Source organism: Pontibacillus litoralis JSM 072002, from assembly GCF_000775615.1.
GTDB classification, from domain to species: domain Bacteria; phylum Bacillota; class Bacilli; order Bacillales; family BH030062; genus Pontibacillus; species Pontibacillus litoralis.
Genome location: NZ_AVPG01000001.1, coordinates 110,179 through 136,222, shown reverse-complemented (window position 1 = coordinate 136,222; position 26,044 = coordinate 110,179). Strand labels below are relative to the sequence as shown.

Genomic DNA, 26,044 nt, shown 5'->3' with positions numbered 1-26,044 from the left:
TATGCACTATAATAGTACTAAATCATGCATAAGTAATGGGGTGTTTTTTTGTTTTCTTACAAACGGAAATCGAATAGTAATCCTCTTTCTAAAGTACGGTTGTTTTTCCGTTTTTTTCGTGGTGCTAAGAAAAGTCATCATCGTTTTTCAGGTTCATTTACATTGCGATTATCTGTCATGGTCGGATTGTTGTTCCTTATTTCTATCATCGCAATGGGGAGTTTGTCGTATTTAAAAGCAAAAAATGCACAACTCGATTTAGTTCAAGATCGACTAGAAAGAGAATTGTATATGATGAAAGATGTATCAGAACGATTGCAATATGCGTTTGTAGGAGAGAACGACTTATTTGAAGAACAAATGTCAGAGGTCGTCAATGCGCAAATAACGGAATTAAACTATGACGGTTATTCAGCATCAACATTTTTAATTAAAAATGATCAGGAAATGGTTTCATTACCTGAACAAAAGATGATGGATCAAACAATCAGTCAAGATTTAATCGCAATCATTACTAGCGAAGAAGACGGTACGACGATGGGCATGTGGAATGGAGAGCAATATTTGTTTTCATACGCAGCGATTCAAGAATACAAAGGGATTTACGTCATTGGGGTACCAGCAAGTGAATTTTTAAGTACCGCCAATCAATTAGCAAAATATTTTTTAACAATGGGTACGCTAAGTTTCGTATTAATTATTTTTCTAGTGTATTTCCTTATTAAGCGAATGTTCAAGCCTTTAATGGAATTGCGTCGAATTATGAAGAATGCGCGGCATGGTCATTTTGAAGATGCATCTTCGGTTAACACTTCGATACCTGAAATTAAATCATTGGCGAAAAGTTATCAAGATTTAATGGATCAAATCATACATATGCTAGCTAATATTAAAGAGGCAACGAATCAATTGACTACGACTAGTAAAGAATTAGCAGTATCCTCAGATAAACTGGGAGATTATCAAAATGAAATGAAGCAAGAGATGCATAACGTTATTGATGGAGCGAAAGATGCCGAGACAACGTATAATGAGCAGAACGGAATCTTTGAAGAACAGAAATTTTTCTTGAAACAACTAATGGATTCTTTTGCATATATGTACAAAAAGCAAGAGGAAATGAATCAATCTGTTAAAGATGGCAATGAAAGCGTTTCTTCTATTATGAATGCATTAGAAACATACTATCAAGGGTTTAAAGAAATGACTGCTAAAATCCAAGAGTTAGAACAAAATACAGTCAATATTGATCAAGCGGGTCAAATGATTCAAGATATTGCTGAACGAACGAAGCTGCTCGCTTTAAATGCAACCATTGAAGCGGCACGTGCAGGAGAAAATGGGAAAGGCTTTGCGGTTGTTGCAAGTGAGGTTCGAAATTTAGCAGATAATTCAAAGGAAGCCGCGTTAGACATTAATGTGAAAATGAATCATACGCTACAAATTAGTCATTACTTATCCGAAGAATTTCATCACATGTATCACGAACTAACAGAACAATTGCATCATGCTCAATCATCGAAAAGCTCATTTGATCAATTAGCTTCTACCATTTATATATTTAATGATAATTTGAATCAATCAAAAGAAGAAATCGAGAATGCGGGACAAATGATACCTAAAATGGAATATGCATTTACTCAATTCCATGAAGTCATACAACGAACGTTAGCTTCTACTAAACAATTATTTGACAAAGCTCAAGAACAAAAAAAGCAATTGAATGAAACGGATGAAGTGAGGAAGCAATTAGTAATTTTATCGCAACAGTTATCAGAACTAACAAATAATGAGTAGAAAAAGACTGCATCGACGCAGTCTTTTTCTATGTCAGTACATTTCGGGCAAAATCCGGTGACGCACATAATACATAACGAGCGTTATTTAGCTCATACTAGAGGATACTGTTATTTCTTAGGACTTGGGATTGCTCTTATAATGAAATATAAATAAGTTGCAGCAACAAACCAAAGTAGACTAGCAACATTTGAAGATAGGGTAGTTATCGAATCTAGAATCGATAATATCAATGTTGGGGCGGTCGTCGCGTAAGTTGCTAAAATCCATGTATGAATGTAGGTTAATGGCTTATGTAACATTTTCGCAAACATTAACCCCAATACGGCTAAGATGGATACTTCAACAAATTTATAACCAGTAGCAAACAGATAAACGAGAGCATATGAAATAGGTAAAGGTATTGGTAACGATGTCAAGTCACCACTAGGATTATTGCCTAACATAGCACTGATAACATTTGGCAAGAAGCTAAGCGCCATGAGTAAAAACAAATAAGTAATTACTTTACCAATCGGCATCAATCGAAAAGCTGAAACACGCTTAATAGAATAGAAACTATACATAAATTGTTTATAGTACGGTAATCTTCTCATCATCATCCACCTATATAGTAGTATCTATTCTATATTAGCTGATTTATTTTCAAAAACGCAATGAATTACTTAAAACACCAACGAAAATGAAGAGAAATGTTAAGATAATGTAAATTTATTAGTAAATACGAGAAATGTCTTTACAAATTCTTTAGATATAATTAATAATGGATAAGGGTTTTAAGATTCTACACAAAAAGACAAAAAACTTGGATGAGGGGAGCATAACCATTGGAAGGAATAAATGTGCAAGAAATGGTTTTTCAATTTGTCGGTGGTTTAGGTATTTTCCTGTTCGGGCTCAAATATATGGGGGACGGATTACAACGTTCAGCAGGTGATCGTCTTCGTGATATTTTAGACCGTTTTACCACTAATCCGGTAATGGGAGTACTTGCAGGAATACTTGTGACAATTTTAATTCAAAGTAGTTCTGGAACTACAGTCCTCACTGTTGGACTTGTAAATGCAGGATTTATGACGTTGCGACAAGCAATCGGAGTCATTATGGGTGCAAATATTGGTACAACCGTAACAGCTTTCATTATAGGGATTGAAATTAAGGAATACGCTCTACCAATTTTAGCAATAGGTGCACTTTTGATATTTTTCTTTAAGAGCAATAAAATCACTTACATAGGCCAAGCATTGTTTGGTTTTGGTGCGTTATTCTATGGACTAGATTTAATGAGTAACGGTATGAAACCTTTAAGAACACTAGAATCATTCCAAGACTTAACGGTAAGTATGAGTGATACGCCTCTTTTAGGTGTTGTGATTGGTACACTATTTACTGTCATTGTTCAAAGTTCTAGTGCAACTATCGGAATACTGCAAGGGCTATATGAACAAGGAGCCATTACGATAGAAGCTGCACTACCTGTTTTGTTTGGAGATAATGTTGGGACAACGATTACAGCAGTATTAGCAGCAATAGGTGCAAGCGTTGCAGCTAAACGAGCTGCATTTGCTCATGTTATTTTTAATGTCGTTGGTACCGTTGTGTTTTTGCTAATCTTAAACCTGTATGTTCCATTAATCGTATATATGCAAGCGGTTCTGTCGTTAAATGAACCAATGACGATTGCATTTGCGCATGGTATTTTTAACATCTCTAATGCTCTCATACAGCTACCATTTATAGGGGTATTAGCGTATATAGTTACGAAATTAATTCCTGGGGAAGATATGGCTGTTGATCATAAACCAAAGCATTTAGACCCAATCTTCATTGAACAATCACCATCTTTAGCGCTAGGACAAGCGAAGAAAGAAGTGATGAGAATGGGAGAATTTGCTTATCGAGGATTAGAAGAAACGAGTCATTACTTAAATAGTGATTTGCGTAAACATGCTGATTTGGCAATGCAATTTGAAGAAGCTTTAAACAATTTAGATCGTAAAATAACTGATTACCTCGTAACCATATCAGGTACTTCTTTGTCTGATGCTGAAAGTGCCAAACACTCAGCACTAATGGATTCTGTTCGAGATGTCGAGCGTATAGGGGACCATTTCGAGAACATAATCGAACTTATTGATTATAAATTGACGAATAAAATGGAACTAACAGAACAGGCTCGTGAAGATCTGAATGATATGTTTAATTTGACATTAATTACTGTGAAACAAGCAATGAAAGCATTAGATAATATGGATCGAGAAGAAGCACTATCTGTTGTTCAAAAAGAGAAACAAATTGATCAATATGAACGATCTTTCCGTAAAAAACATATCTTACGTATGAATGAAGGGGTATGTTCAGGTCCTTCTGGAATAGTGTTTGTAGATATATTAAGCAATTTAGAGCGCATTGGTGATCACGCTGTAAACATTGCAGGAGAAGTACTGAGCCAAGATAAGCCTTAATAAAATTAACCTCCTAGTACACATTTATGGTGCTAGGAGGTTAATATATAAATTTAGTTTGGATGAACGATTAGTAGTAGCATGAAAAGTTACGAAAAATAAAAGTGTTTTTTTAATATTTATATTGAACATTTGTGATAAAAGTGATATATTATTCCTGTTGCTTCTTTTTTGAGAAAAAATATTGACTAGAATTTCACTATGTGTTATTATAGTATTTGTCGTCAAAAAAGAAACTTTATAAAAAAAGGTTGATTTAACACAAAGATTATGATAGAATATTATTTGTCTTTAAATTATTCCAACGTAGCTCAGTGGTAGAGCTATCGGCTGTTAACCGATCGGTCGCAGGTTCGAATCCTGCCGTTGGAGCCAAATGATGGCGGCGTAGCTCAGCTGGCGAGAGCGTACGGTTCATACCCGTGAGGTCGTGGGTTCGACTCCCTCCGCCGCTACCATTATTTTATACATGATACATATTAATTTTTATGGCGGTTGTGGCGAAGTGGTTAACGCACCGGATTGTGGCTCCGGCATTCGTGGGTTCGACCCCCATCAATCGCCCCATAAAAAGGACCCTTAGCTCAGCTGGTTAGAGCTATCGGCTCATAACCGATCGGTCGCAGGTTCGAGTCCTGCAGGGTCCACCATTTAACTATTAATACGGAGGAGTACCCAAGCCCGGCTGAAGGGATCGGTCTTGAAAACCGACAGGGGGTTAACGCCCCGCGGGGGTTCGAATCCCTCCTCCTCCGCCACTTTTATAACAGAATAATAATTATGGCTCGGTAGCTCAGTCGGTAGAGCAACGGACTGAAAATCCGTGTGTCGGCGGTTCGATTCCGTCCCGAGCCATCAAAAAGAGGCTGGGACAAAACCCCAGTAAATAAAAATAAGCGTGATACCATTCCATGAAAATTGGAAAAAAGGTATCACGCTTATTTTTCTATTTCTATTTATTATTTTAATGAACAAAAGGACACCTTTTGATAAAATTAAAGTGACCAAACAATAATTTACGAAGGTGTCCTTATGTTCAAAGATTATAACATGAATCAAGTAGTTTTGCCTTTAGATTTAGAAGTTAAATTAAAAAAAGATGATGTTGCCTTTTCCATAAATGAATTGGTAGAAAGTATACCTGGTGAAGCTTTCGAAGGATTTATTCACCCAATTGGTTGTCCCCCATATCATCCACGAATGATGATGAAAATTATTTTATGTGCGTATACACAATCTGTTTTCTCTGGAAGAAAAATCGCAGGATTATTAGAAGATAGTACACGCATGATGTGGCTATCACAAGGTTATGAACCAAGCTACCGGACCATCAATCGCTTTCGTTCTAATCCATTAGTTGAAGAAATCCTTCGTGAATGTTTTGTGCAGTTTCGTAGCCAACTCGTTCAAGAAAACTTAATTAAGGAAGAAGCGATATTTATTGACGGGACAAAGATTGAAGCGAACGCAAATAAATTCACCTTTGTTTGGCGCAAATCTGTGGAGAAGCATAGTGATAATTTAATGGAGAGGTCCAATCAAATATACGATGAGTTATTGGAAAAGGAAATTATTCCGGCAATCGAACGAGATAATGAAGAAGAACTGTCCATTCAAGAAATGGAAGAAGTCGTTGAAAAGCTCGACGAAAAGGTAGAGGAATATGATAAAAAGATTGAAGCTTGTGATATTGGTGGTGAGCGAAAGAAAATTCGTTCAGAGCGTAAATTCCCAAAACAGACTCGGAAGCAGTTTAAAGATTTCATCGAGCGAAAACAAAAGTATCAGAACGATATGGAGATTTTTGGTGACCGTAATAGTTATTCGAAGACAGACACAGATGCCACTTTCATGCGGATGAAAGACGATTACATGCAGAATGGCCAACTAAAAGCAGGATATAATGTACAGGCTGCGACAGAGGGACAATATGTACTCGCTTACGATGTTTTTCCCAATCCAACTGATACACGTACGCTGATTCCTTTTCTCGATAATATAGAAGAAAATTTCTTTGAACTACCAGATTATATCGTGGCTGATGCAGGATATGGCAGTGAACAAAATTATGGGGACATTCTAGAGCATCGAAACAAGGTACCGCTTATCACATACAATCAATATCGTAAGGAAAAGAAAAAGAAACATAAAGAGAACGCTTTTCATGTAGATAACTGGGAATACAATGAAGCAGACGATACTTTTTTGTGCCCAAATGATAGAAAATTATGGTTTAGCCATCATTCCAAACGAACCGACCGATATGGTTTTACTCGTGATTTTAAAGTGTATGAATGTGAGGATTGTTCCGACTGTCCGCTTCGTGATTTATGTACGAAAGCAAAGGAAGGAAACCATCGAAAAGTTTACTACAATGAAAAGTGGGAAACTCAGAAAGAATATGTACGAGCAAAGCTTTCAGACGAGAAAACTGGTGAAATTTACGGGAAACGTAAAACAGATGTGGAGCCAGTCTTCGGATTCTTGAAGGCTAATTTGGGTTTCACTCGACTGTCTGTCAGGAACAAAGAGAAAGTAAAAAATGAATTAGGATTTGCCTTTATGGCGGTAAACTTAAGGAAGTATACCGCCATAAATAACAATCCACCAATAGATGATGAAAATAATTCACATAAAAATGGTTCCGATCATCCAAAACCGATGAACGGAACCATTTTTATTCATTTTGGCTAGTTATGTCCCAGCCTCGTTTGTTTGAAAATGTTAAATAGATGTTTACTGTTAAATTCATTAGGATATATTATGTGTGGAGTAATAGAAAAAATCATTGCATTTTATTTGCAACGCAGGTCACTGTTTGATAATCTTACATTAGATGATTGCTATAACCATTATTAAAGGAGCAATCAATCGGCTTTAGAAGCTTACATATAATAAGGAGGAGATTTATAATGGCTAAATTTGAACTGCCTGAACTACCATACGCTTACGATGCTTTAGAACCACACATTGACAAGGAAACGATGAATATTCACCATACGAAACACCATAACACATATGTTACTAAATTAAATGGTGCTCTTGAAGGACATCCAGAGTTACAAGAGAAGTCTTTAGAAGATTTGCTTGTTAACCTTAATGAATTACCAGAAGATATTCGTACAGCTGTCCGTAATAATGGTGGTGGCCACGCAAACCATAGTCTGTTCTGGACTGTAATGTCTCCAAATGGTGGCGGTGAGCCAACAGGTGAACTAGCTGATAAAATTAACGAAAAGTTTGGTAGCTTTGCTCAATTTAAAGAAACATTTGCAGCAACAGCTGTTGGTCGTTTCGGTTCTGGTTGGGCTTGGCTAGTTGTGAATAATGGTGAATTAGAAGTAATGAATACTTTAAATCAAGACTCTCCAATCATGGAAGGTAAAACACCAATCCTTGGTCTTGATGTATGGGAGCATGCTTACTATTTAAATTACCAAAATCGCCGTCCAGATTATGTGAATGCATTCTGGAACGTCGTTAATTGGGAAGAGGTAGCTCGTCGTTATAACGATGCAAAATAATAATTGTTCGGTGAAGGCGCAGAATAAAATCTGCGCCTTTTTTTGCGTGCGCACTAACATATTTCACCTAAACTATAAAAGTTTACTTAATGCAAAATATAAACCATTTAATGATAAATGTCAACAGGTTAATAAGGATAAATGATTATCTTTTTCTTCTATAGTATAACTACCTCCTTTTTGAAAAAAATAAGGATTAGATTATAGGAGGCGTTAAAGTTGAAGAAAAAAGCAAATGTTCTATTAGGAGAAGTAGAAGTAAATCGTGATCTTATCTTGCTATTAACGATAGGTGGTCTATATGCGCTTGGGATCTATTTATCCAATACTTTTGTAAATATTTACTTGTGGAAACAATCTGGTGATTATATTGATATTGCTTTATACAATTTAGCTGTTTACATAATGCAACCTCTCACCTTTATATTGGCGGGACGTTGGGCTAAGAAAATAGACCGAGTGATTGTACTGCGACTAGGTGTAATCTTTTTATCCTTTTTCTTTATGACCGTTTTAATCGTAGGTGATCAAGCGGCAACGTATAAATTATTGCTAGGTGCTGTACTAGGAGTAGGTTATGGGTTTTATTGGCTTGCTTTTAACGTGCTTACGTTTGAGATTACAGAACCTGATACGAGAGACTTTTTTAACGGCTTTTTAGGGTTGCTTCAATCATTTGGAGGGATGGTGGGACCAATATTAGCGGGATATATTATTTCTCAAATGTCAGCTAATACAGGTTATACCATTATATTTTCGATTTCTTTAATCTTGTTTATTTTTGCGGTTATTGCTAGCTTTTTTTTATATAGACGTTCAGCTGAAGGTACTTTTTCGTTTAAGACGATTTTGCATGAGCGCAAGCGTGATCAAAATTGGCGACGGATATTATATGCTAATGTGTTTCAAGGCTTGAGAGAAGGAACGTTTATATTTGTAATTTCTATATGGGTATTTATCACAACCCAAAGTGAGCTAGCGTTAGGAACCTTTAACTTAATGTTTTCTGGATTCGCGTTTTTGTTTTATTACTTAGTAACGAGGTTCGTAAAGCCTAGTTGGAGAAAGTGGGCCATATTTATTGGAGGATTGATGTTGTATGTGTCCTTATTGCTCATACTAATTGAGTTAAGTTACGTTACATTGCTTTTGTATGCAGCGGTGATTGGGATAGCTTATCCGATAATTTACGTACCCTATTTATCATTGACTTATGATGTGATTGGTAAAGCAAAACAGGCAGCTGAGATGAGAGTAGAATATATTGTTGTAAGGGAGCTTTTTTTAAATTTTGGCAGAGTTATATCCATTGCTTGTTTCTTAATTGGCGTTACGTTATTTGATCCTGAATTTATTATTCCATATATATTAATGATAGTCGGAGCAGGCCACTTCATTATTTATTTCTTTATTAAGGACATTCAAATTCCTGTAACAACAGGGGATGAAGCAATATTCATAAGGAATGAGTTAACGGATAATGAGAATAAATAAGCAGGAATTCTGTTCGATAGTAACATGTAAAAAGAGGTGATATAATTTTGATGTAGCTGCAACTTTTGAATCAGGGAGAGACATCCATGGAAAAAAAACTTCATAAAAAGAAATCACATTTGCCATCCCGGTTAAATATATTATTTTTCATCGTTTTTTTGCTGTTTTCTACCATCATTTTGCAATTAGGTGTCGTACAAATTTTATATGGGGAAGATGCGCAAGAAGAAATCGATAAAACAACAAATCAGACAACGAATGTACCTGTACCTCGGGGGAAAATGTATGATCGAAATGGTGAGGTTATCGTTGATAATGAACAGTTATACTCAATCACATATACTCCTCCTCAAAATCCAAGCCCTGAAGATCATCTTGAACTAGCACGTAAATTAGCTGCGATGATTGAAATGGACACGGAGGAGGTATCGCTAAGAGATAAACAAGACTATTGGATTTTAACACAAGATGATCCATATGAAGAGCGCCTGTCTCAAGATGAACAACAAAGGACAGAAGAAGAAAAACAGGCAGGGGAACCATCGCCTTATGATATATTGTTGGAACGAATAAATCCAGAAGAAGATTTAAATTTTTCGAAAGAGGAGCTTGAAGTTATTTCGATAAAAAGAGAGTTAGACGAAGCATACTCTTTAACTCCTCACGTGATTAAAAGTGAAGGTGTGACTCAAGAAGAATATGCAACCGTAGCAGAGAATTTAGATGAACTACCAGGAGTTAACGTGTCTACAGATTGGAAACGTACCTATCCGTATGGCGAATCGTTAAGGGACTATTTGGGGAAAGTGTCTGGCGATGGCTTACCTAAGGAAGAGGAATCCTATTACACAGCTAGAAATTATAGTCGGAATGATCGCGTAGGGGTTAGTGGACTAGAAAAAGAATATGAAGCTGTGATAAAAGGACAAAAAAAACAAATCCAGTACACAACAGATCGTAATGGAGAATTAACGGAAGAGCAAGTAGTTCAAAATGGGCAAAGAGGAAAAGATTTAAAATTAAGTGTTGATATGGAACTTCAACAAATTGTCGATGAATCGATTCAGAAACACCTTACCAATGCCAGGGAGAAGTATCCCGAAGAGAATAAATATATGACAGAAGCCATGGCGGTAGCAATGGATCCTAATACAGGAGAAATATTAGCTATATCAGGACAAACGTGGGATAATAACGAACAAGCCTACGTGGACTCTGGTATAAGAGCTGTTAATGCTCCTGTTGTTCCGGGATCCGTTGTAAAAGGAGCGACTGTATTAGCAGGTTATGATTATGGTGTTATTAAGCCGGGACAAACTTTTCGGGATGAAACGATATATTTAGCTGGAACACCACCAAAGAGCTCATATAGAGGATTAGGTACCATTGATGATGTGGAAGCATTAAAGAAATCCTCTAATGTGTACATGTATCACATTGGAATGAGAATTGGTGGAGATGAGAGTTATCAACCATATGAAAAATTAACATTTTATCCTGAACGCTTTCAAGTATTACGTAATTACTATGGCCAATTCGGTCTTGGTGTAAAAACAGGGATAGATATACCGAGCGAAACAGAGGGCGTTGGTCAACAAAGTGATGATTTTGTAGGTGGTAATATAATGGATCTAGCAATTGGCCAATATGATACGTACACAACCATTCAATTGGCGCAATATGTTTCTACGATCGCAAATGATGGCTATCGTGTACAACCGAGATTAGTTAGTGAAGTACATGAGCCTACAAATGAACGAAATCAATTAGGGCCTGTAGCAGAGGATTATAGCACAAATGTCTTAAATAAAATTACGATGAAGCAACAAGAAATTGAACGAGTGCAAAAAGGGTTTCGAGAAGTATTTACTCCAGGTGGGACAGGATACTACGGATTTAGTGATGTAGATTATTCTATAGCAGGAAAAACGGGTACTGCTCAAACAAAACATTGGATTCCAAAAAAAGATGAGGAAGGCAATGTTACAGGATATGTAGGGAAAGATGTTGAGAATTTAACGTTAGTTGGCTACGCTCCGTATGAAAATCCTGAGATCGCATTTTCTGTCGTTGTTCCTAGCACAGGAGTAGTAACAGGTCAATATCCTGTGAATAAGGCAATCGGTAGAGATTTAGTAGATGGGTATTTTAAGCTAAAAGAAGGGCGTTAAAACATTTAACGAAGAAAAAAGAAATATAAGAATTTGAGAAAAATCCGAACGAATGGAATTCTAACAATAGAATTTTTCATTAAAGTTCGGATTTTTATTTGGTTAAAATATTTTTTCTAGCCATTCCATTTGTGGGTTGGAGTTAAATGGATAATTCTTTGTTTTAAAAAGCTTGCTGTACCACAATTTATTCGACAAAGCTTGAAGCGAAAAATGTAGAATGTTAAGAGAAAATGCAAATTCATTTACAAAACCTTTACATTTTGTTCATATGCGCTTAAAAAATGAACGTTATTATATGATTGTGAGTTGGCAGGGAATATTAGTCAACGCGATATATCAAACATATTTAGGGGGAAAAAGAAAATGAAGAGCTTAAAGAAACTCGCACTTCTACTTACTCTAATTTTCGCTCTTACAGCACTTGCTGCTTGCGGAAGCGAAGGCGGAGATACTGAGGACACAGGTTCTGATGAAGGCAAGACAGAAGAAAACGGAAAAGAAGCTGCTGAAGGCGAAGAACTTTCTGGTGACGTAAAAGTTGCAGGATCTTCTACAGTGTTCCCAATGCAAGTTTACCTTGCAGAGAAATATCAAGCTGAACAACCAAATGTTAGTGTTACTGTTGACTCTATCGGATCTGGCGGTGGATTCAAGAAGTCTACAAAAGGTGAAATTGATTTAAGTAACGCTTCTCGCCCAATTAAAGATGAAGAAAAAGCAATTGCAGAAGAAAATGGTATTCAACTTGAGCCACTAACACTTGCATATGACGGATTAACTGTTGCAGTTAGTGCAGAAAATGATTTTGTAGATAGTCTTACTGTTGAACAACTAAAAGAAATTTTCTTAGCTGATTCTGGTAAAACAAAGTGGTCCGACATTAATGAAGAATGGCCAGAAGAAACAATCAAAATTTACTCTCCAGGACATGACTCTGGTACTTTTGATTATTTCAACGAAGTAATTCTTGAAGAAAATCCAATGCGTGAAGATGAAGATGTAACACTTTCTGAAGATGATAACGTATTAGTTCGTGGTATCCAGAATGATCCAAATGCAATTGGTTTCTTTGGTTATGCTTACTATTTTGAAAATAAAGATTCTCTAAAAGCTTTAGCTATTGCTGAAGATGGTGGAGAACCAGTTGAGCCTAACAATGATACGATTCAAAGCGGAGACTATTCTCCACTTTCTCGTCCGCTATTCACCTATGCAAACGTGAATGCAATAAAAGAAAAAGCACAAGTATATGATTATACTAAATTCGTTCTAGAAAATGCAGGAGCAGCTGCTGAAGAAGTTAAATACGTTGCACTTCCAGATGATAAGTATCAAGAACAACTTGATCAACTTAACGAGTGGGCTGGCAAGTAATTTAACTTAAACTTACAGTTATGAATGGATTAGCTGAAGTGAGGGGGAATACCCCCCTCATTTTGCTATGTTGATGAAAGGGGATTTCAAGCATGGCTTCATCAAAGGATGGAAACAAAAACCTTTCTATTAGTGAAAGGATTAAAAAAAATAAGGAAACACGAAAGTCTTTAAATATTATTGAGAAAATAGTCCCTAAATTATTATTACTATGCGCAATTATTTCTGTTTTCGTAACAGTAGGGATATTATATACACTGCTTTCAGAAACTTTTACTTTCTTCGCAGAAGTAAGTATTGTTGAATTTATTACCGAAACTAGATGGCAACCTTGGCAAGATTCATTCGGAATTCTATCTCTTGTCAGCGGTACATTATTAATTACAGTAATTGCAATGATTGTGGCAATTCCGATTGGAGTTGCATCTGCAATTTTCTTGAGTGAGTATGCTACAGATAAAGTTAGAAGAATAATAAAGCCTATTTTAGAAATATTAGCTGGAATTCCAACAGTTGTATATGGTTTTTTTGCTTTAACTTTTATTACTCCTGTACTAAGTAAAATAATTCCAGATTTATCTTTCTTTAATGCTTTAAGTGCTGGTATTGTTGTAGGTATTATGATTGTTCCAATGGTAGCATCATTGACGGAAGATGCTATGAGTTCTGTTCCAAACCATTTAAGATACGGTGCATTAGCATTAGGGGCGACTCGCTTAGAGGTTACGTTCAAAGTAGTCCTACCTGCAGCGTTATCTGGTATTATTGCATCTTTTGCATTAGCGATATCAAGAGCGATTGGAGAAACGATGATTGTGTCGATTGCAGCTGGTGCAACTCCGAAGTTTACAGCGGATCCTACGCAATCAATCCAAACGATGACAGGTTATATAGTGCAAGTCGCGACTGGTGATGCAGGTTATGGAACAACGATTTATTATAGTATTTACGCAGTAGGTACAACATTGTTCTTGTTTACACTTGTAATGAACCTTTTAGCTCAATACATTACTCGTCGCTTTAGAGAGGAGTATTAATTTATGAAGTATATTGATTCTCAAAAAGTAAAAAAACGTATGGGTGGAAGAATTACAAGAAATACAATAGCAAAAGGTTTATTCTTCTTTGCAACGCTTATAGGCTTATTCTTTCTAGCGGCGTTAGCTTATAGAATATTGACTCAAGGAATCGGCAATTTAGATTGGGAGTTCTTAACAGGTTTCACTTCTTATGATCCAGAACGTGCTGGGATTTTAGCTGGTATTGTAGGATCGATGTGGTTAATGCTAGTTACAGGGCCTGTTACCGTTGTATTAGGTGTTGCAACAGCAATTTATTTAGAGGAATATGCGAAACAAGGTCGTTTAACACGCTTTATCCAAATAAATTTACAAAATCTAGCCGGCGTTCCGTCTATCGTATTTGGTTTATTAGGTTTAACAATTTTCGTGTATGTTCTTAACATTGGTGAAGTAGTGTTAGCTGGTGGATTAACGATGGCATTATTAGTATTGCCGGTAATTGTAGTATCTTCGCAAGAAGCGATTCGTTCTGTACCGAATAGTTTAAGACAAGCTTCTTATGCTATGGGAGCAACTAAATGGCAAACGATTAGAAGAATTGTGCTACCAGCGGCGATTCCAGGAATATTGACAGGAAGTATCTTATCATTATCTCGAGCAATTGGAGAAACAGCTCCACTATTGTTAGTTGGTGCGTCGACAGCAATCTTCACATTACCGAGCGGTATTTTTGATCCATACACTGCAATGCCAATTCAAATTTATAGTTGGACACAGCAACCAAACCCTGATTTCCAGGCTGTTGCTTCGTCGGGTATCATTGTGATATTAGTGTTCCTATTATTGATGAACTCTATTGCGGTAATCATACGAAACAAATTCTCAAAACGTTACTAAAATGACAGGTACGACCTTAAAGATTCGAGGAGGCTTTTGTTCCAATGGCAAATAAGAACAATAAAAACGCAGTATTTAGTGTCGAAAATTTAAACTTATGGTACGGAGATGACCAAGCTCTTTACGATATAAATATGGATATTACGGAAAATGAAGTAACAGCGATTATTGGTCCATCAGGTTGTGGAAAATCCACATATTTAAAAACATTAAATCGTATGGTTGAGCTTGTCCCAATTGTACGAACATCTGGTCAAATAAAATATAGGGGTTCTAATATTTTTGATAAGTCCTATAGTGTAGAAGAGTTACGCACAAAAGTTGGTATGGTTTTCCAACAACCGAACCCATTCCCTAAGTCTATTTATGAGAACATTGTATATGGTCCTAAAATTCATGGTATTAAAGACAAAGAAACGTTAGATCATATTGTGGAAAAGAGTTTAAAAGGCGCTGCTTTGTGGGAAGAAGTGAAAGACCGTCTACATGAGAATGCGTACGGTTTGTCTGGTGGACAACAACAACGTATATGTATAGCTCGTTGTCTTGCTATAGAGCCAGATGTCATTTTAATGGATGAACCTACATCCGCACTAGATCCAATCTCAACACTAAAGGTAGAAGAGCTAGTTCAAGAACTTAAGAAAGAATACAGTATTGTCATTGTTACACATAATATGCAACAGGCAGCACGTATTTCAGATAAAACGGCGTTTTTCTTAAATGGAGAATTGGTAGAGTATTCAGATACGAATACGTTATTCTCAACGCCTGCAGATAAGCGTACGGAAGATTATATTACTGGTCGATTTGGTTAATAAATAATTTTTTTCAGAAGGAGGAATAGAATATGGTAACTCGTGAACAGTTTCAAGACGATTTAAATAAGATGACAAGTGACATTGAAAATCTTGCAAATGATTGTGTGAATGTGTTTCAAGATTCAGTTGACGCTCTTTTTCAAAATGACGTAGAAAAAGCACAACAAATTATTGATAATGATCGTAAGTTTGATGCGGAAGAGTTGCGTATAAATGAAGATGCGATACTTTTAATAGCTAAACAGCAACCTGTAGCTTCAGATTTGCGTAGAATCATCGTTGCCATTAAGATTTCTTCTGATTTAGAGCGTATGGCAGATCATGCGTCTAATATTGCTAAAAGCACCTTATATTTAGGTTCTAGCAATGATACTGAAATTAATCCAATCGTTCGTGAAATGACTAATAAGGCTGTGGAAATGCTGAATGTAGCTATAACGGCTTTGAAATCTGAAGATATTTCGATTGCAAAGAAGCTTGCAGAAATGGATGATGAAGTTGACCATCTTTACAAACAAGTAATTGAAAGTAACTTCGAGACTACTGTAAACAATCCACAACAAATGCATACTATGATGCAACTTGCTATTGTGGCTAGGTACATTGAACGCTTTGCTGATCATATTACAAACATTGGTGAACAAATTTTTTATATTGTAAAAGGTCAAACATATGGTTTGAATGATTAATAAAAATAGCCAGCACCTGCGCTTTTGTACAGGATGCTGGCTATTTTATTTATTTAATTTGCATGTGAAATGGTTTGTGCAATTTCTTTGTATGATGCGTCTTTAGATATTTTGTATTTTCCTACTTGAATGTAACGAGCGAAATCATTTTGTTGTAAATATTGAATAAAGGCTTCTTCATCTTCAATCACGCTTTTATCATGTAATGCTGCGCTAATATGAGAAGGAGTCATTCCACTTTCAATGGTAAATGTGATTGTCGCTTGCTGATCTTTTGGACGTTCTTTCTTATTTTGCTCTGCTTTTTGTTTCTCTTTCTCTTCCTCTTGCTTTATTTTATTAGTATAGCTTTGTAACTGCTTTTCAGTGAGTACGTGATACCCTTGTTCCTCTAACATCGTAACTGCATCGTCTTCAGTGAATTTTTTTGTTTGTTGGGAATATGTAAAAGCTAATATGGAAGTAGCAATAAAAAGTCCGGTTGCAAAAGCTCGAACGGTATGTTTCATCTTAATTAAACTCCTTTGTAGAATACTGCTTTAAAGTTGTTAGGATGTCATGTTCTTTCAAAGAAGTTGCTTGGGCAATTTCAGCAGTTGTATAACCATTTTCAAACATGTGTAGAACTTTGTTGACTAGTGGAGCTTGATTCATCGTTTCGGCCATTGCTGATGTGTTGGTCATCTCTACTTTGTTGCTTGAAGTTAGATTAGTACCCCAATCATTGATGAGTAATTCTTCTTCAATCACTTTTATCTTCTTTTTTAGCTGATAATTATCTTGTAAGTTCCTCAATGATAGTTGATCTATTTGCTGTTCTAAATCCTTGATTTTACTCTTCATAGGGAATGAAAGAAGATATAGTGCTATGGAAACTACAAATAATGTTAAGAATGTATACGTCATTTTATCACCTCTATTCGTTCTCCTTTAGTTATATCATAAGATAGGCGTTGTGGAAACATATAGAAATGAACGATTTTAGGGATGTTAAAATACTATTTTTTATTGAAATAACTCGTTATGTTTGGTATTATTAATTGGTCTGATGATAAAAGGAAATTACAGATAGCAATGAACTGGAGGGATATCAATGCGCGTAAATGTTACACTTGCTTGTACCGAAACTGGTGACCGTAATTATATTACTACAAAAAACAAGCGTAATAACCCAGAACGTATAGAACTAATGAAATATTGCCCACGTTTGAAGAAGCATACTCTTCATCGTGAAACGAAATAAAACAGTAGGATTTTTATTCCTACTGTTTTTTTCGTCGTTGTACTATAGTGGATAGAGGAGTGATATATCCATGAAACAAGAATTAAGGAATTATGGAAAATGTGTGATGAGTGACATAACGGATGAACAAACAGCCTCCATTCACTGTACCTTAATGGAGACGTCTTTGTGGCGTGAGGCAAATGTGATAGGTTGTACAATTTCTCAAGCTCATGAAATCAATACACGGCCGATTATTGAGAGGGCGTGGAAGGAAGGGAAAAAAGTTGTTGTTCCAAAATGTTATCCAAAGGAGCGTCAACTCATTTTTTATAAAATAACATCTTTTGATGAGTTAGAATCGGTTTATTTCGGATTAAAAGAGCCCATTATCGAGCAGACTACTGAATGGAGCAAGGAACATATTGATTTAATGATTGTACCTGGTTTAATGTTTGATGTTAAAGGTTATCGAGTAGGATATGGTGGGGGTTATTATGATCGCTATTTAGTGGGGTATAATGGTGCGACCGTTTCCTTATGTACGGAACATCAACTGATTGAACAAGTTCCCTTTGATAGTTATGATATTCCTGTGCAACATCTTATTACGGAGAGTGGATTACAATTTTAATTTCTAACTTTTGTTAACAAAATTGCAACATTGTTAACGTTTTCACTTGTTTTTATGACTTGTGAAATGCTGTACAATCAAAAGTGTAATAATTCCTTTGAAAGGATGAAAGTCATGAAAAAAGTAAATCGAGTAGCGTTAATAGGTACAGGATTTGTTGGATCAAGTTATGCATTTGCGTTGTTAAATCAAGGTATTGCAGATGAATTGGTAATGATTGATTTAAATAAGGAAAAGTCTGAAGGCGACGCAATGGACTTAAATCACGGATTAGCATTTGCTCCAGCTTCCTTAAAAATATGGTTTGGTGACTATAGTGACTGTAAGGATGCGGATTTAGTTGTTATTACTGCAGGAGCTAATCAGAAACCTGGAGAAACTCGCCTAGATTTAGTTGAAAAGAATACGAAGATTTTTAAAGGTATTGTGGATGGAGTAATGGGTTCAGGATTTGATGGCATCTTCCTTGTAGCAACCAATCCAGTTGACGTATTAACACAAATGACGTGGAAATTCTCTGGCCTTCCTAGCCATCGAGTGATTGGCTCTGGAACCATTTTAGATACGGCGAGATTACGTTATAGCTTAGGTTCATACTTTGGCGTTGACTCTCGTAATGCCCACGCGTACATTATGGGAGAGCACGGTGATTCTGAACTTCCGGTATGGAGCCATGCTAACATTGGAGGTCGCTCTATTTATGATATTATTGCTGATCATCCAGAGCGCTATAATGTAGCAGATTTAGATGATATTTTCGTAAATGTTCGTGATGCGGCCTATCATATTATTCAGCGTAAAGGTGCAACGTATTACGGTATTGCAATGGGCTTAGTTCGTGTGACAAAAGCTATCCTTCAAGATGAAAATTCAGTTTTAACGGTTTCTGCTTATTTAGATGGCGAGTACGGGGAAAAAGGTGTTTACATCGGGGTTCCTGCTATTGTGAATCGTTCAGGTATTAGAGAAATTATGAATATTAAGTTGAATGGTAAAGAAGCAGAGCAATTCCATCATTCTGCTGAAGTTTTAAGAAAAACAATGGAGCCAGTAATCAATAAATATTAAACTGAATAAAGTTCAGTCTTCCTCACATACTATAAGAAATGTATGGTATTAGGAGGATGTATATGAGAATGATTGTATGGCTTTTTATGTTGATTACAGTTTTGTATGCAGTTAGCAAGTATAAATACAAACTGTTAAATGCGCTATTTACAATAGAAGCCGTCCGTAAAATGGCGGTGAGATGGAGCATGGAAATTCCACTAGTACGGGAAAGAATATTATCGCAAGTAGTTCCGAGTTCTTTGGTAAAATAAAATAGAAAGACACTTTAAATCCTAGTACAATACGATATGTGCTAGGATTTTCATATGTAAATCCATTTCATAACAGCATATCTGAACGCATGCATTTAATATTGCAATAAGGATATTTGAATTTAGAAATTGACTCATGTAGCTCCTTGTTATAGGTTATGAAAATGAAAGGGGATGACGATGTATATAGAAGCGTCTTATTATTTCTGGCGAATCGCCGCTGATTTGATAGTAAACCACCAATTTGAGATGTTAGATATTAGCGAAGAGCGTCAAGAAATTTGGTTGGAGCAGCAACGTAAGGCTACTAGTTATGTTGTTCGTATTTCACATCAATCGTTTAATTGGGCGAATCAAATAAAACAGGACCAACAGAAACTTAATAAGCAAATTCAACGTGTGCAAAAGCATGTAGCAGGTCGAAAAGTAGTTGTATTCAATGTATATATTACGAAATATCCTCCTGTAGATGATTGGGAAGGTTGGTTGGAAACTAGAACAATATCAGAGAGAAAATCATGCACTGTACATACATGTTACATGGATGAGCAATCAAGGTTGAAAGAAATAAAAAAGTTATATCAACAGCTTTCTTTATTGGAGCCTCATTTTCCTACACCAAGTGAAGCGGAGATGGAACAACTAATACCATATTTAAAGCAATCCATCAAAAGTAGCTATCAAAAGAGAAAAAAGGAAAAAGAGCAAGTCTTCTCGTACGGCAAACCAATGATGACGTATTTGCTTATAGCGATTAATTTGTTTCTTTTTGCGTACATAGAGTGGAATGGGGCGAGTACGGATACTCTGACACTAATTGAATTTGGAGCTAAATATAATCCCGCAATACTGGATGGGGAATGGTGGCGTATTTTATCTTCCATGTTCATTCATATTGGTTTTTTGCACATAACGCTTAATATGCTAGCCTTACACGTACTAGGAACAGCAGTAGAGAAGATGTTTGGTAGTATTCGTTTTCTGTTTATTTATTTTATAGGCGGTATTGTTGGGGGATTAGCAAGTTTCGCTTTTACCCCAAATGTAGCAGCAGGAGCCTCAGGAGCTATTTATGGTTTGTTTGGAGCATTGTTGTTCTTTGGAGTTGTTTATAGGAAGTTATTTTTTCAAACGATTGGGTCGAACGTTATTTTCATCCTTTTGCTGAACATCGGGTTTAGCATGATAATTCCTCAAGTCGATAATAGTGCTCATTTAGGTGGTTTGATAGGTGGTTTCTTAGCTACTAGCTTTGTTCATTTTCCTCATAAAAGAGAAGTAGCTAGGCAAGTAGTAAGTTTAATTGTCGTTACGATACTAATGATTGGTTTAGGATGGTATGGAGTGCAATATTCCGCGAATCATTATAACGCTAAGCTACAAGCGCAAATTGGTAGCACATATGTACAGGAGGAAGCGTATGAAGAAGCGATTCAACTTGTCAATGATACTTTAACGCACGTAACGAAGGAACAGGAGTATTTATATTTCGTGCGTGGTAATGCGTATGTTGGGCTAAGTGAATACAATCGTGCTAAGGAAGATTATATACAAGCGATTCGTTTATCGCCTGATTTCTTAGAAGCACATCAGAATTTGAGCATTATTTATTGGAATGTGGATAAGGATCGGGAGAGAGCGATTTACCATGCGAACAAAGCGTTAGAGATAGATCCAGCGAATCAAGATGTTCAACAAATAATTCAATCCATTGAGAAGTCTGGATAACGTTGAATTAGCTTTTCTTTTTCTCCGCGGCTATTTTCATATAAAACGAGTAAATGTTTCCCTTCTCGATCTGCTAGTAGAAGGGGAACATAGCTTTTTATAGCCTTCTGATTGCTGTTTTGAAAGCTTAAAAAATCTAGTATATAGTTTTTATACAAACCTTCCCATAACTGGCCGATTACTTGTTGTGTTTGTTCGTTGGTTAAGGAAGGAAGTGGTTTTGTTTCGTATGCTGGTAATGATGTAAGTGGAATAGCTTCATATTTATTCTTCGGAATTTGAAAGTGGTTGATTAATTGGTTCCATTCATACATTAATTGTTGCTCTGTTGCGTGATCTAATGTTTCCTTCCATTCTTGTTGTGTTGCATTTCCTGGTGTTACGAAGGACTCTAAAGGAGTGAGAGGAGAGTCAATGACATATAACTCGGCTTCACTCATGTTCTGTATGCTCTTAATTTTGTCATCAGGATAGTGCACTTCCCCGTGATGAAACGTAACGGCTTGATAATGACTACTATCTTCCCCATGTACATCTTTTTTTTGAGAAATATTTTGTCCGTTTTCTTCCCATTTACTTAAGATTCCGTGTAAACGACCGTCTTCATAAAGCAATGAAACATCTTGTCTTAAATAAATTGGTTCTGCTAAAGAGGAAGTAGCAGACCATTGTATCGTATATTCGTCTTGGTCACTTTCGGATAATAGTGTTAAGGATGTAGATGTTTCTTCAAAGTTTCGGTCCGTATCAATAGGGAAATATTTTACAGCTGTAGTGTTATCCTGTTTCCATCCCACATACGTGCTTCCTATAAGCGTGACTAATACACCTATTACGATATACATCAACTGTTTTTTGCTCATATGCTTTCTCCTTTTTCTTTGGACATCCTTTCTATTTCATGTGTATGATGAAGATAGAAAACTTATGAAAAGAGGGATTACGATGGAATTTGAAAATGCCACAAAAATTACGCCAGTATTGGAGAAGCTTGTGAATATCGCAAGTCCATCAGGATTTACACATGATTGTATCGAGTTTTGTCAACAATTTTTTCAAGGTATTGGTGTTCCTACGCGTGTAACAAATAAAGGAGCGCTTATTGCGACACTTCTAGGGGAGGACAATAGCAATCATCGTTTGTTAACGGCGCATGTCGATACACTTGGAGCGATGGTGAAGGAAGTAAAGCAGGATGGTACATTAAAATTGTCGATGATTGGTGGATTTCGTTGGAATAGTGTGGAAGGGGAATATTGTACGATTCATACTTCGAATGGGGATACATATTCGGGAACGATTTTGATGCACCAAACATCTGTACATGTGTATAAAAATGCTGGGGAGGCAAAGAGAGATGCTGACAATATAGAGGTCCGTCTTGATGAGGTGGTAAAGCGTGCGGATGAAACCAAAGCACTCGGCATCCAAGTTGGGGATTTTGTGTCCTTCGATCCTCGTTTTCAAGTTACAACTAAGGGTTTTATTAAGTCTCGTCACTTAGATGATAAAGCAAGTGTAGCTATATTGCTTCATCTAGTAAAACAATGGAAAGCTAAGCAAATTTCCCTACCATATACCACACACATTTATATTTCAAACAATGAAGAAATTGGTTACGGAGGTAATGCCAACATTCCAGACGAAACAGTGGAGTATGTAGCTGTTGATATGGGGGCAATCGGCGATGGGCAAACAACGAATGAATATGTCGTTTCTATTTGTGCGAAAGATTCAACAGGTCCTTATCATTTTGGGTTAAGAAACCATTTAGTCCAATTAGCGAAAAAGCACCAACTTGATTATGAAATAGATATTTATCCTTATTATGGTTCTGATGCTTCAGCAGCCATGAAAGCGGGAGTGGATGTCAAACACGCTCTTATTGGCCCTGGGATAGATGCTTCTCATGCATTTGAACGTACACATTACGCATCATTAGAGAATACTTATCAGTTGCTATGTGCATATGTACAATCAGCAATAGTAAACGATTAGCATGCATGGATATGAAGAAGATAGCAAACACTTAGCTTAAGTACTTATGTAAAGCTAGGTGAGAATGGTGATAGAAAAAACGGAAAAACAACCGATGTTTACCAAGTTTGATAAAAATATAGCATATATGAAAGAGCGAATGGGTGTGGGGAAAAGCTTTGATATTATCCACCTGGATTTAGAGTATGCAGGTCGCAGCATGGCGTTGTTCATGGTGGATGGGTTCGTCAAAGATGACATTCTTCATTATTTAATGAAGTTCTTATCAGAATTACAACCAGAGCAACTCGAGCCTCGTCCGTTTGAACAGTTATTAAAGACATATCTTCCGTATGTTGAGCTTGATTATGTAGATGATTTGAATGAAGCGACCGATATAGTGCTTTCTGGGCCAACTGCATTATTTGTAGAAGGCATTAATGACAAAATCATTATAATAGATGCACGTACATACCCTGTTCGTGGCCCACAAGAACCGGATGTAGAGCGTGTTGTACGAGGTTCAAGAGATGGTTTTGTAGAAACAATTATTTTTAATACGGCACTTACTCGAAGAAGAGTTCGCGATCGTTCTTTACGAATGGAATATTTACAAATTGGTAGACGATCGAAAACGGATATATGTATTTGTTATTTAGAAGATATAGCTGACATGGATCGAGTTAAAGAATTAAGACACCATTTACAATTAATCGATACAGATGCATTGCCAATGGCAGAAAAAACAGTAGAGGAGTTTTTGAGTGGTAGGCATTGGAACCCGTATCCGACAATAAGATATACAGAGCGACCAGATACAGCGGCGGCACATTTATATGAAGGACACATCATTTTAATGATTGATGGATCGCCTAGTGTGATGATTACACCAGCAACATTTTGGCATCACTTACAACATGCAGAAGAATACCGACAAAAACCAGCGGTAGGAGCATATTTGCGCTTTGTTCGTTTCTTTGCTGTTTTTGCATCTTTATTTTTGCTTCCTCTTTACTATTTATTTTCTGTTGAGCCATCATTATTACCTGGGAAATTAGACTTTATTGGCCCAACAGAGATCGGTGTTCTGCCGATTATTGTTCAATTTCTTATTGCGGAAATTGGAATTGATACGTTAAGGTTAGCCGCCATCCACACGCCATCTTCTTTAGCGACTGCCCTCGGGTTAGTTGCAGCCATTTTAATCGGACAAGTAGCCATCGAGGTTGGATTATTTAGTAATGAAGTAGTACTTTATTTGGCAGTGGCTGTTATCGGAACGTATTGTACTCCAAGTTATGAATTGAGCCTTGCCAATCGACTGACACGATTAACTTTACTGCTATTGACAGCATTATTTGGTGTGGGGGGATTAGTAATCGGAACGACGATATGGATTTTGTACCTGGCGCGCATGAAGTCCTTTAATACCGCGTATTTATGGCCGTTTCTTCCGTTTGATTTGAAAGCATTACGTGATGTTATGCTCCGCTCGCCAGTTCCTTTAAATAATGAACGACCTACTTTTTTACATCCGCAAGACCCTGATAGATAAACTTATCGGGTCTTGTATTTATTTTGTCTTAAACGCTTGCTATAATTAGAATGGGTGATGTTATGAAGACAATATTAGATATACAAGAAATGTTAAAAAAATTTGGGACGTTTATTTATATCGGTGATCGTTTAGCGGATCTTGAATTAATGGAACAAGAAGTACGCGAATTATATCGCTCCCACTGTATAACAGCAGAGGATTATCAAATGAGTATATTGCTGTTGAGACAAGAAGCATCCAAGTGGAAAAAAGAATAGATGAGGTGAATGTAGTTGGCAGAACATGATTTGATTGGCGTTGACATTGGTGGAACAACAGTGAAAATGGCTTTTATTACATACACAGGTGACATAATAGATAAGTGGGAAATACCTACAGATAAATCGGACGGGGCAAGCAATGTAGTAGCAGATATTGCATCGTCTATTCAATCCAAGCAACAAGAGAATGGGTATAACGCCAATGATTTTGTAGCAATTGGGGTAGGGGCTCCAGGCTTTATGGATATTCAGCGAGGTTTTGTCTATGAAGCCGTAAACGTTGGATGGAAAGACTATCCCTTAGGAGAACGATTACGAGAAGCAACAGGATATCCGGTATTTTTAGAAAATGATGCCAATTTAGCTGCGTTAGGGGAATTTTGGAAGGGTTCTGGTTCACAAACAACGAACATGCTAGCCGTTACACTTGGAACAGGAGTGGGTGGAGGCATTATAGCAAATGGCCAATTGCTTCACGGAACCAATGGAACGGTAGCGGAAATCGGTCATATGACAGTAGAAATGAATAACCCGATGCCGTGTAATTGTGGGAAGATGGGCTGCTTGGAAACAGTAGCATCGGCGACGGCTATTGCAAAGTTAGCAAAGCAAGCGGTTGAAGAAGGCAAAACGACTAGTCTTGCGCTACTTATGAAGGAGAACGGGTTTGTCACAGCGAAAGATGTCTTTGATGCAGCTGATCAAGATGATAAAGTTGCTAACGAAATTTTAGAATATGTTATTAACACGTTAGGGGTATCTATTGCGAATTTAGCTATTGCGTTAAATCCAGCAAAAATTGTTATTGGTGGTGGCGTTTCTAAAGCGGGGAACCGTTTACTAACCCCATTACGAAAAGTTTTTGATCAACATGCTTTAACGCGAACGAGTGATGTTGTAGAGTTTGTTATTGCCTCTTTAGGTAATGATGCAGGTGTCCTCGGGGCAGCTTATTTGGCTAAAAATGCAGTGAAATGATTCTATATGTATGTTCTCTCGCTTTCGTAGCGGGAGTTTTTTTGTGGTGAACAACTGTTGGAAAAGAGTATAGTTTATAGCTTACAAATAAACAGATTTTATAAAATA

The 26,044-nt window shown here is 36.7% G+C and carries 24 protein-coding genes and 6 tRNA genes; 26 read left to right on the top strand and 4 right to left on the bottom strand.

Annotated elements, in window-relative coordinates:
- Positions 1-48: 48 nt before the first annotated feature.
- Positions 49-1,797, top strand: a complete 1,749-nt coding sequence (locus tag N784_RS00705; protein ID WP_036830960.1) for a methyl-accepting chemotaxis protein — start codon at positions 49-51, stop codon at positions 1,795-1,797.
- A 110-nt stretch (positions 1,798-1,907) separates the two neighbouring features.
- Here the strand turns inward: N784_RS00705 and N784_RS00700 are convergent, their stop codons facing one another.
- The gene (locus N784_RS00700) at positions 1,908-2,393 is read right to left on the bottom strand and encodes a DUF1189 family protein (protein WP_036830957.1); all 486 of its coding nucleotides are present in this window, start codon (positions 2,391-2,393) and stop codon (positions 1,908-1,910) included.
- Between the two features lie 255 nt (positions 2,394-2,648).
- On the opposite strand from N784_RS00700, the gene N784_RS00695 reads away from it, so the two are divergent.
- From N784_RS00695 to phoU, 16 genes are all read left to right on the top strand, one after another.
- Positions 2,649-4,262 (top strand): Na/Pi cotransporter family protein, encoded by a 1,614-nt coding sequence (locus tag N784_RS00695; RefSeq protein WP_036831659.1) that lies wholly within the window; start codon positions 2,649-2,651, stop codon positions 4,260-4,262.
- 300 nt (positions 4,263-4,562) lie between these two features.
- Positions 4,563-4,637: transfer RNA gene (locus N784_RS00690), tRNA-Asn, on the top strand.
- 6 nt (positions 4,638-4,643) lie between these two features.
- Positions 4,644-4,720: transfer RNA gene (locus N784_RS00685), tRNA-Met, on the top strand.
- Between the two features lie 33 nt (positions 4,721-4,753).
- A tRNA-His gene (locus N784_RS00680) sits at positions 4,754-4,829 on the top strand.
- Between the two features lie 6 nt (positions 4,830-4,835).
- Positions 4,836-4,912 (top strand) — tRNA-Ile (locus tag N784_RS00675).
- Between the two features lie 15 nt (positions 4,913-4,927).
- Positions 4,928-5,020 (top strand) — tRNA-Ser (locus N784_RS00670).
- Between the two features lie 24 nt (positions 5,021-5,044).
- Positions 5,045-5,117 (top strand) — tRNA-Phe (locus tag N784_RS00665).
- Positions 5,118-5,294: 177 nt separating this feature from the next.
- Entirely contained in the window at positions 5,295-6,956 is a 1,662-nt protein-coding gene (locus N784_RS00660) for an IS1182 family transposase (protein ID WP_232305951.1), read from the top strand.
- Positions 6,957-7,174: 218 nt separating this feature from the next.
- The gene (locus tag N784_RS00655; protein WP_036830954.1) at positions 7,175-7,786 is read left to right on the top strand and encodes a superoxide dismutase; all 612 of its coding nucleotides are present in this window, start codon (positions 7,175-7,177) and stop codon (positions 7,784-7,786) included.
- A gap of 219 nt (positions 7,787-8,005) precedes the next feature.
- Positions 8,006-9,280: an MFS transporter gene (locus tag N784_RS00650; RefSeq protein WP_036830952.1), complete on the top strand. Its 1,275-nt coding sequence runs from the start codon at positions 8,006-8,008 to the stop codon at positions 9,278-9,280.
- An 86-nt stretch (positions 9,281-9,366) separates the two neighbouring features.
- Positions 9,367-11,451, top strand: coding sequence for a peptidoglycan D,D-transpeptidase FtsI family protein (locus N784_RS00645; protein WP_036830950.1), 2,085 nt, complete (start codon positions 9,367-9,369; stop codon positions 11,449-11,451).
- Between the two features lie 366 nt (positions 11,452-11,817).
- Positions 11,818-12,828 (top strand): PstS family phosphate ABC transporter substrate-binding protein, encoded by a 1,011-nt coding sequence (locus N784_RS00640; RefSeq protein WP_036830948.1) that lies wholly within the window; start codon positions 11,818-11,820, stop codon positions 12,826-12,828.
- A gap of 92 nt (positions 12,829-12,920) precedes the next feature.
- A complete protein-coding gene (gene pstC / locus N784_RS00635; RefSeq protein WP_036830947.1) occupies positions 12,921-13,865 on the top strand; it encodes a phosphate ABC transporter permease subunit PstC in 945 nt (314 codons plus the stop codon).
- A gap of 3 nt (positions 13,866-13,868) precedes the next feature.
- Positions 13,869-14,747 (top strand): phosphate ABC transporter permease PstA, encoded by an 879-nt coding sequence (gene pstA, locus N784_RS00630; protein ID WP_036830945.1) that lies wholly within the window; start codon positions 13,869-13,871, stop codon positions 14,745-14,747.
- Between the two features lie 44 nt (positions 14,748-14,791).
- Complete coding sequence (gene pstB / locus N784_RS00625) at positions 14,792-15,565, top strand: phosphate ABC transporter ATP-binding protein PstB (RefSeq protein WP_156965141.1); 774 nt, start codon at positions 14,792-14,794, stop codon at positions 15,563-15,565.
- Positions 15,566-15,597: 32 nt separating this feature from the next.
- Positions 15,598-16,257: a phosphate signaling complex protein PhoU gene (gene phoU / locus N784_RS00620; protein ID WP_036830944.1), complete on the top strand. Its 660-nt coding sequence runs from the start codon at positions 15,598-15,600 to the stop codon at positions 16,255-16,257.
- 53 nt (positions 16,258-16,310) lie between these two features.
- On the opposite strand, the gene N784_RS00615 is transcribed toward phoU, so the two are convergent.
- Positions 16,311-16,766, bottom strand: coding sequence for an endolytic transglycosylase MltG (locus N784_RS00615; protein ID WP_036830943.1), 456 nt, complete (start codon positions 16,764-16,766; stop codon positions 16,311-16,313).
- Between the two features lies 1 nt (position 16,767).
- A complete protein-coding gene (locus tag N784_RS00610; protein WP_036830942.1) occupies positions 16,768-17,163 on the bottom strand; it encodes a hypothetical protein in 396 nt (131 codons plus the stop codon).
- A gap of 187 nt (positions 17,164-17,350) precedes the next feature.
- Here N784_RS00610 and rpmG point away from each other — a divergent pair, with 187 nt between their 5' ends.
- The 5 genes from rpmG (at position 17,351) to N784_RS00585 (ending at position 21,163) form a co-directional block, all read left to right on the top strand.
- Complete coding sequence (gene rpmG, locus N784_RS00605; protein ID WP_036830941.1) at positions 17,351-17,500, top strand: 50S ribosomal protein L33; 150 nt, start codon at positions 17,351-17,353, stop codon at positions 17,498-17,500.
- Between the two features lie 70 nt (positions 17,501-17,570).
- On the top strand, positions 17,571-18,113 hold the full coding sequence (locus N784_RS00600) for a 5-formyltetrahydrofolate cyclo-ligase (RefSeq protein ID WP_036830940.1): 543 nt from the start codon (positions 17,571-17,573) through the stop codon (positions 18,111-18,113).
- Between the two features lie 114 nt (positions 18,114-18,227).
- Positions 18,228-19,181 carry an L-lactate dehydrogenase gene (locus N784_RS00595; protein WP_156965139.1) on the top strand — a complete coding sequence of 318 codons (954 nt, stop codon included), beginning with the start codon at positions 18,228-18,230 and terminating at the stop codon, positions 19,179-19,181.
- A gap of 62 nt (positions 19,182-19,243) precedes the next feature.
- The gene (locus N784_RS00590; protein ID WP_036830938.1) at positions 19,244-19,435 is read left to right on the top strand and encodes a hypothetical protein; all 192 of its coding nucleotides are present in this window, start codon (positions 19,244-19,246) and stop codon (positions 19,433-19,435) included.
- 180 nt (positions 19,436-19,615) lie between these two features.
- The gene (locus tag N784_RS00585) at positions 19,616-21,163 is read left to right on the top strand and encodes a rhomboid family protein (RefSeq protein ID WP_036830936.1); all 1,548 of its coding nucleotides are present in this window, start codon (positions 19,616-19,618) and stop codon (positions 21,161-21,163) included.
- Here N784_RS00585 and N784_RS00580 read toward each other — a convergent pair.
- On the bottom strand, positions 21,139-22,026 hold the full coding sequence (locus tag N784_RS00580; RefSeq protein WP_036830934.1) for a hypothetical protein: 888 nt from the start codon (positions 22,024-22,026) through the stop codon (positions 21,139-21,141). The genes N784_RS00585 and N784_RS00580 overlap by 25 nt on opposite strands.
- A gap of 82 nt (positions 22,027-22,108) precedes the next feature.
- Here N784_RS00580 and N784_RS00575 point away from each other — a divergent pair, with 82 nt between their 5' ends.
- The 4 genes from N784_RS00575 (at position 22,109) to N784_RS00560 (ending at position 25,936) form a co-directional block, all read left to right on the top strand.
- Positions 22,109-23,161: a M42 family metallopeptidase gene (locus N784_RS00575; protein WP_036830932.1), complete on the top strand. Its 1,053-nt coding sequence runs from the start codon at positions 22,109-22,111 to the stop codon at positions 23,159-23,161.
- Between the two features lie 94 nt (positions 23,162-23,255).
- A complete protein-coding gene (locus N784_RS00570; protein ID WP_408633502.1) occupies positions 23,256-24,695 on the top strand; it encodes a spore germination protein in 1,440 nt (479 codons plus the stop codon).
- Between the two features lie 62 nt (positions 24,696-24,757).
- Entirely contained in the window at positions 24,758-24,955 is a 198-nt protein-coding gene (locus tag N784_RS00565; RefSeq protein WP_036830930.1) for a YqgQ family protein, read from the top strand.
- 15 nt (positions 24,956-24,970) lie between these two features.
- Positions 24,971-25,936, top strand: a complete 966-nt coding sequence (locus N784_RS00560; protein ID WP_036830928.1) for an ROK family glucokinase — start codon at positions 24,971-24,973, stop codon at positions 25,934-25,936.
- The last annotated feature ends 108 nt before the right edge of the window (positions 25,937-26,044 follow it).

What these genes read in the sequence shown, in the direction of transcription:
- N784_RS00610 (WP_036830942.1), bottom strand. Translation starts at nt 17,163, where the DNA reads ATGACGTATACATTCTTAACATTATTTGTAGTTTCCATAGCACTATAT.
- pstC (WP_036830947.1), top strand. Translation starts at nt 12,921, where the DNA reads ATGGCTTCATCAAAGGATGGAAACAAAAACCTTTCTATTAGTGAAAGG.
- N784_RS00595 (WP_156965139.1), top strand. Translation starts at nt 18,228, where the DNA reads ATGAAAAAAGTAAATCGAGTAGCGTTAATAGGTACAGGATTTGTTGGA.
- phoU (WP_036830944.1), top strand. Translation starts at nt 15,598, where the DNA reads ATGGTAACTCGTGAACAGTTTCAAGACGATTTAAATAAGATGACAAGT.
- N784_RS00645 (WP_036830950.1), top strand. Translation starts at nt 9,367, where the DNA reads ATGGAAAAAAAACTTCATAAAAAGAAATCACATTTGCCATCCCGGTTA.
- pstB (WP_156965141.1), top strand. Translation starts at nt 14,792, where the DNA reads ATGGCAAATAAGAACAATAAAAACGCAGTATTTAGTGTCGAAAATTTA.
- N784_RS00570 (WP_408633502.1), top strand. Translation starts at nt 23,256, where the DNA reads ATGTTTACCAAGTTTGATAAAAATATAGCATATATGAAAGAGCGAATG.
- pstA (WP_036830945.1), top strand. Translation starts at nt 13,869, where the DNA reads ATGAAGTATATTGATTCTCAAAAAGTAAAAAAACGTATGGGTGGAAGA.
- N784_RS00700 (WP_036830957.1), bottom strand. Translation starts at nt 2,393, where the DNA reads ATGAGAAGATTACCGTACTATAAACAATTTATGTATAGTTTCTATTCT.
- N784_RS00655 (WP_036830954.1), top strand. Translation starts at nt 7,175, where the DNA reads ATGGCTAAATTTGAACTGCCTGAACTACCATACGCTTACGATGCTTTA.
- N784_RS00615 (WP_036830943.1), bottom strand. Translation starts at nt 16,766, where the DNA reads ATGAAACATACCGTTCGAGCTTTTGCAACCGGACTTTTTATTGCTACT.
- N784_RS00590 (WP_036830938.1), top strand. Translation starts at nt 19,244, where the DNA reads ATGAGAATGATTGTATGGCTTTTTATGTTGATTACAGTTTTGTATGCA.
- N784_RS00660 (WP_232305951.1), top strand. Translation starts at nt 5,295, where the DNA reads ATGTTCAAAGATTATAACATGAATCAAGTAGTTTTGCCTTTAGATTTA.
- N784_RS00565 (WP_036830930.1), top strand. Translation starts at nt 24,758, where the DNA reads ATGAAGACAATATTAGATATACAAGAAATGTTAAAAAAATTTGGGACG.
- N784_RS00640 (WP_036830948.1), top strand. Translation starts at nt 11,818, where the DNA reads ATGAAGAGCTTAAAGAAACTCGCACTTCTACTTACTCTAATTTTCGCT.
- N784_RS00585 (WP_036830936.1), top strand. Translation starts at nt 19,616, where the DNA reads ATGTATATAGAAGCGTCTTATTATTTCTGGCGAATCGCCGCTGATTTG.
- rpmG (WP_036830941.1), top strand. Translation starts at nt 17,351, where the DNA reads ATGCGCGTAAATGTTACACTTGCTTGTACCGAAACTGGTGACCGTAAT.
- N784_RS00600 (WP_036830940.1), top strand. Translation starts at nt 17,571, where the DNA reads ATGAAACAAGAATTAAGGAATTATGGAAAATGTGTGATGAGTGACATA.
- N784_RS00580 (WP_036830934.1), bottom strand. Translation starts at nt 22,026, where the DNA reads ATGAGCAAAAAACAGTTGATGTATATCGTAATAGGTGTATTAGTCACG.
- N784_RS00575 (WP_036830932.1), top strand. Translation starts at nt 22,109, where the DNA reads ATGGAATTTGAAAATGCCACAAAAATTACGCCAGTATTGGAGAAGCTT.
- N784_RS00695 (WP_036831659.1), top strand. Translation starts at nt 2,649, where the DNA reads ATGGTTTTTCAATTTGTCGGTGGTTTAGGTATTTTCCTGTTCGGGCTC.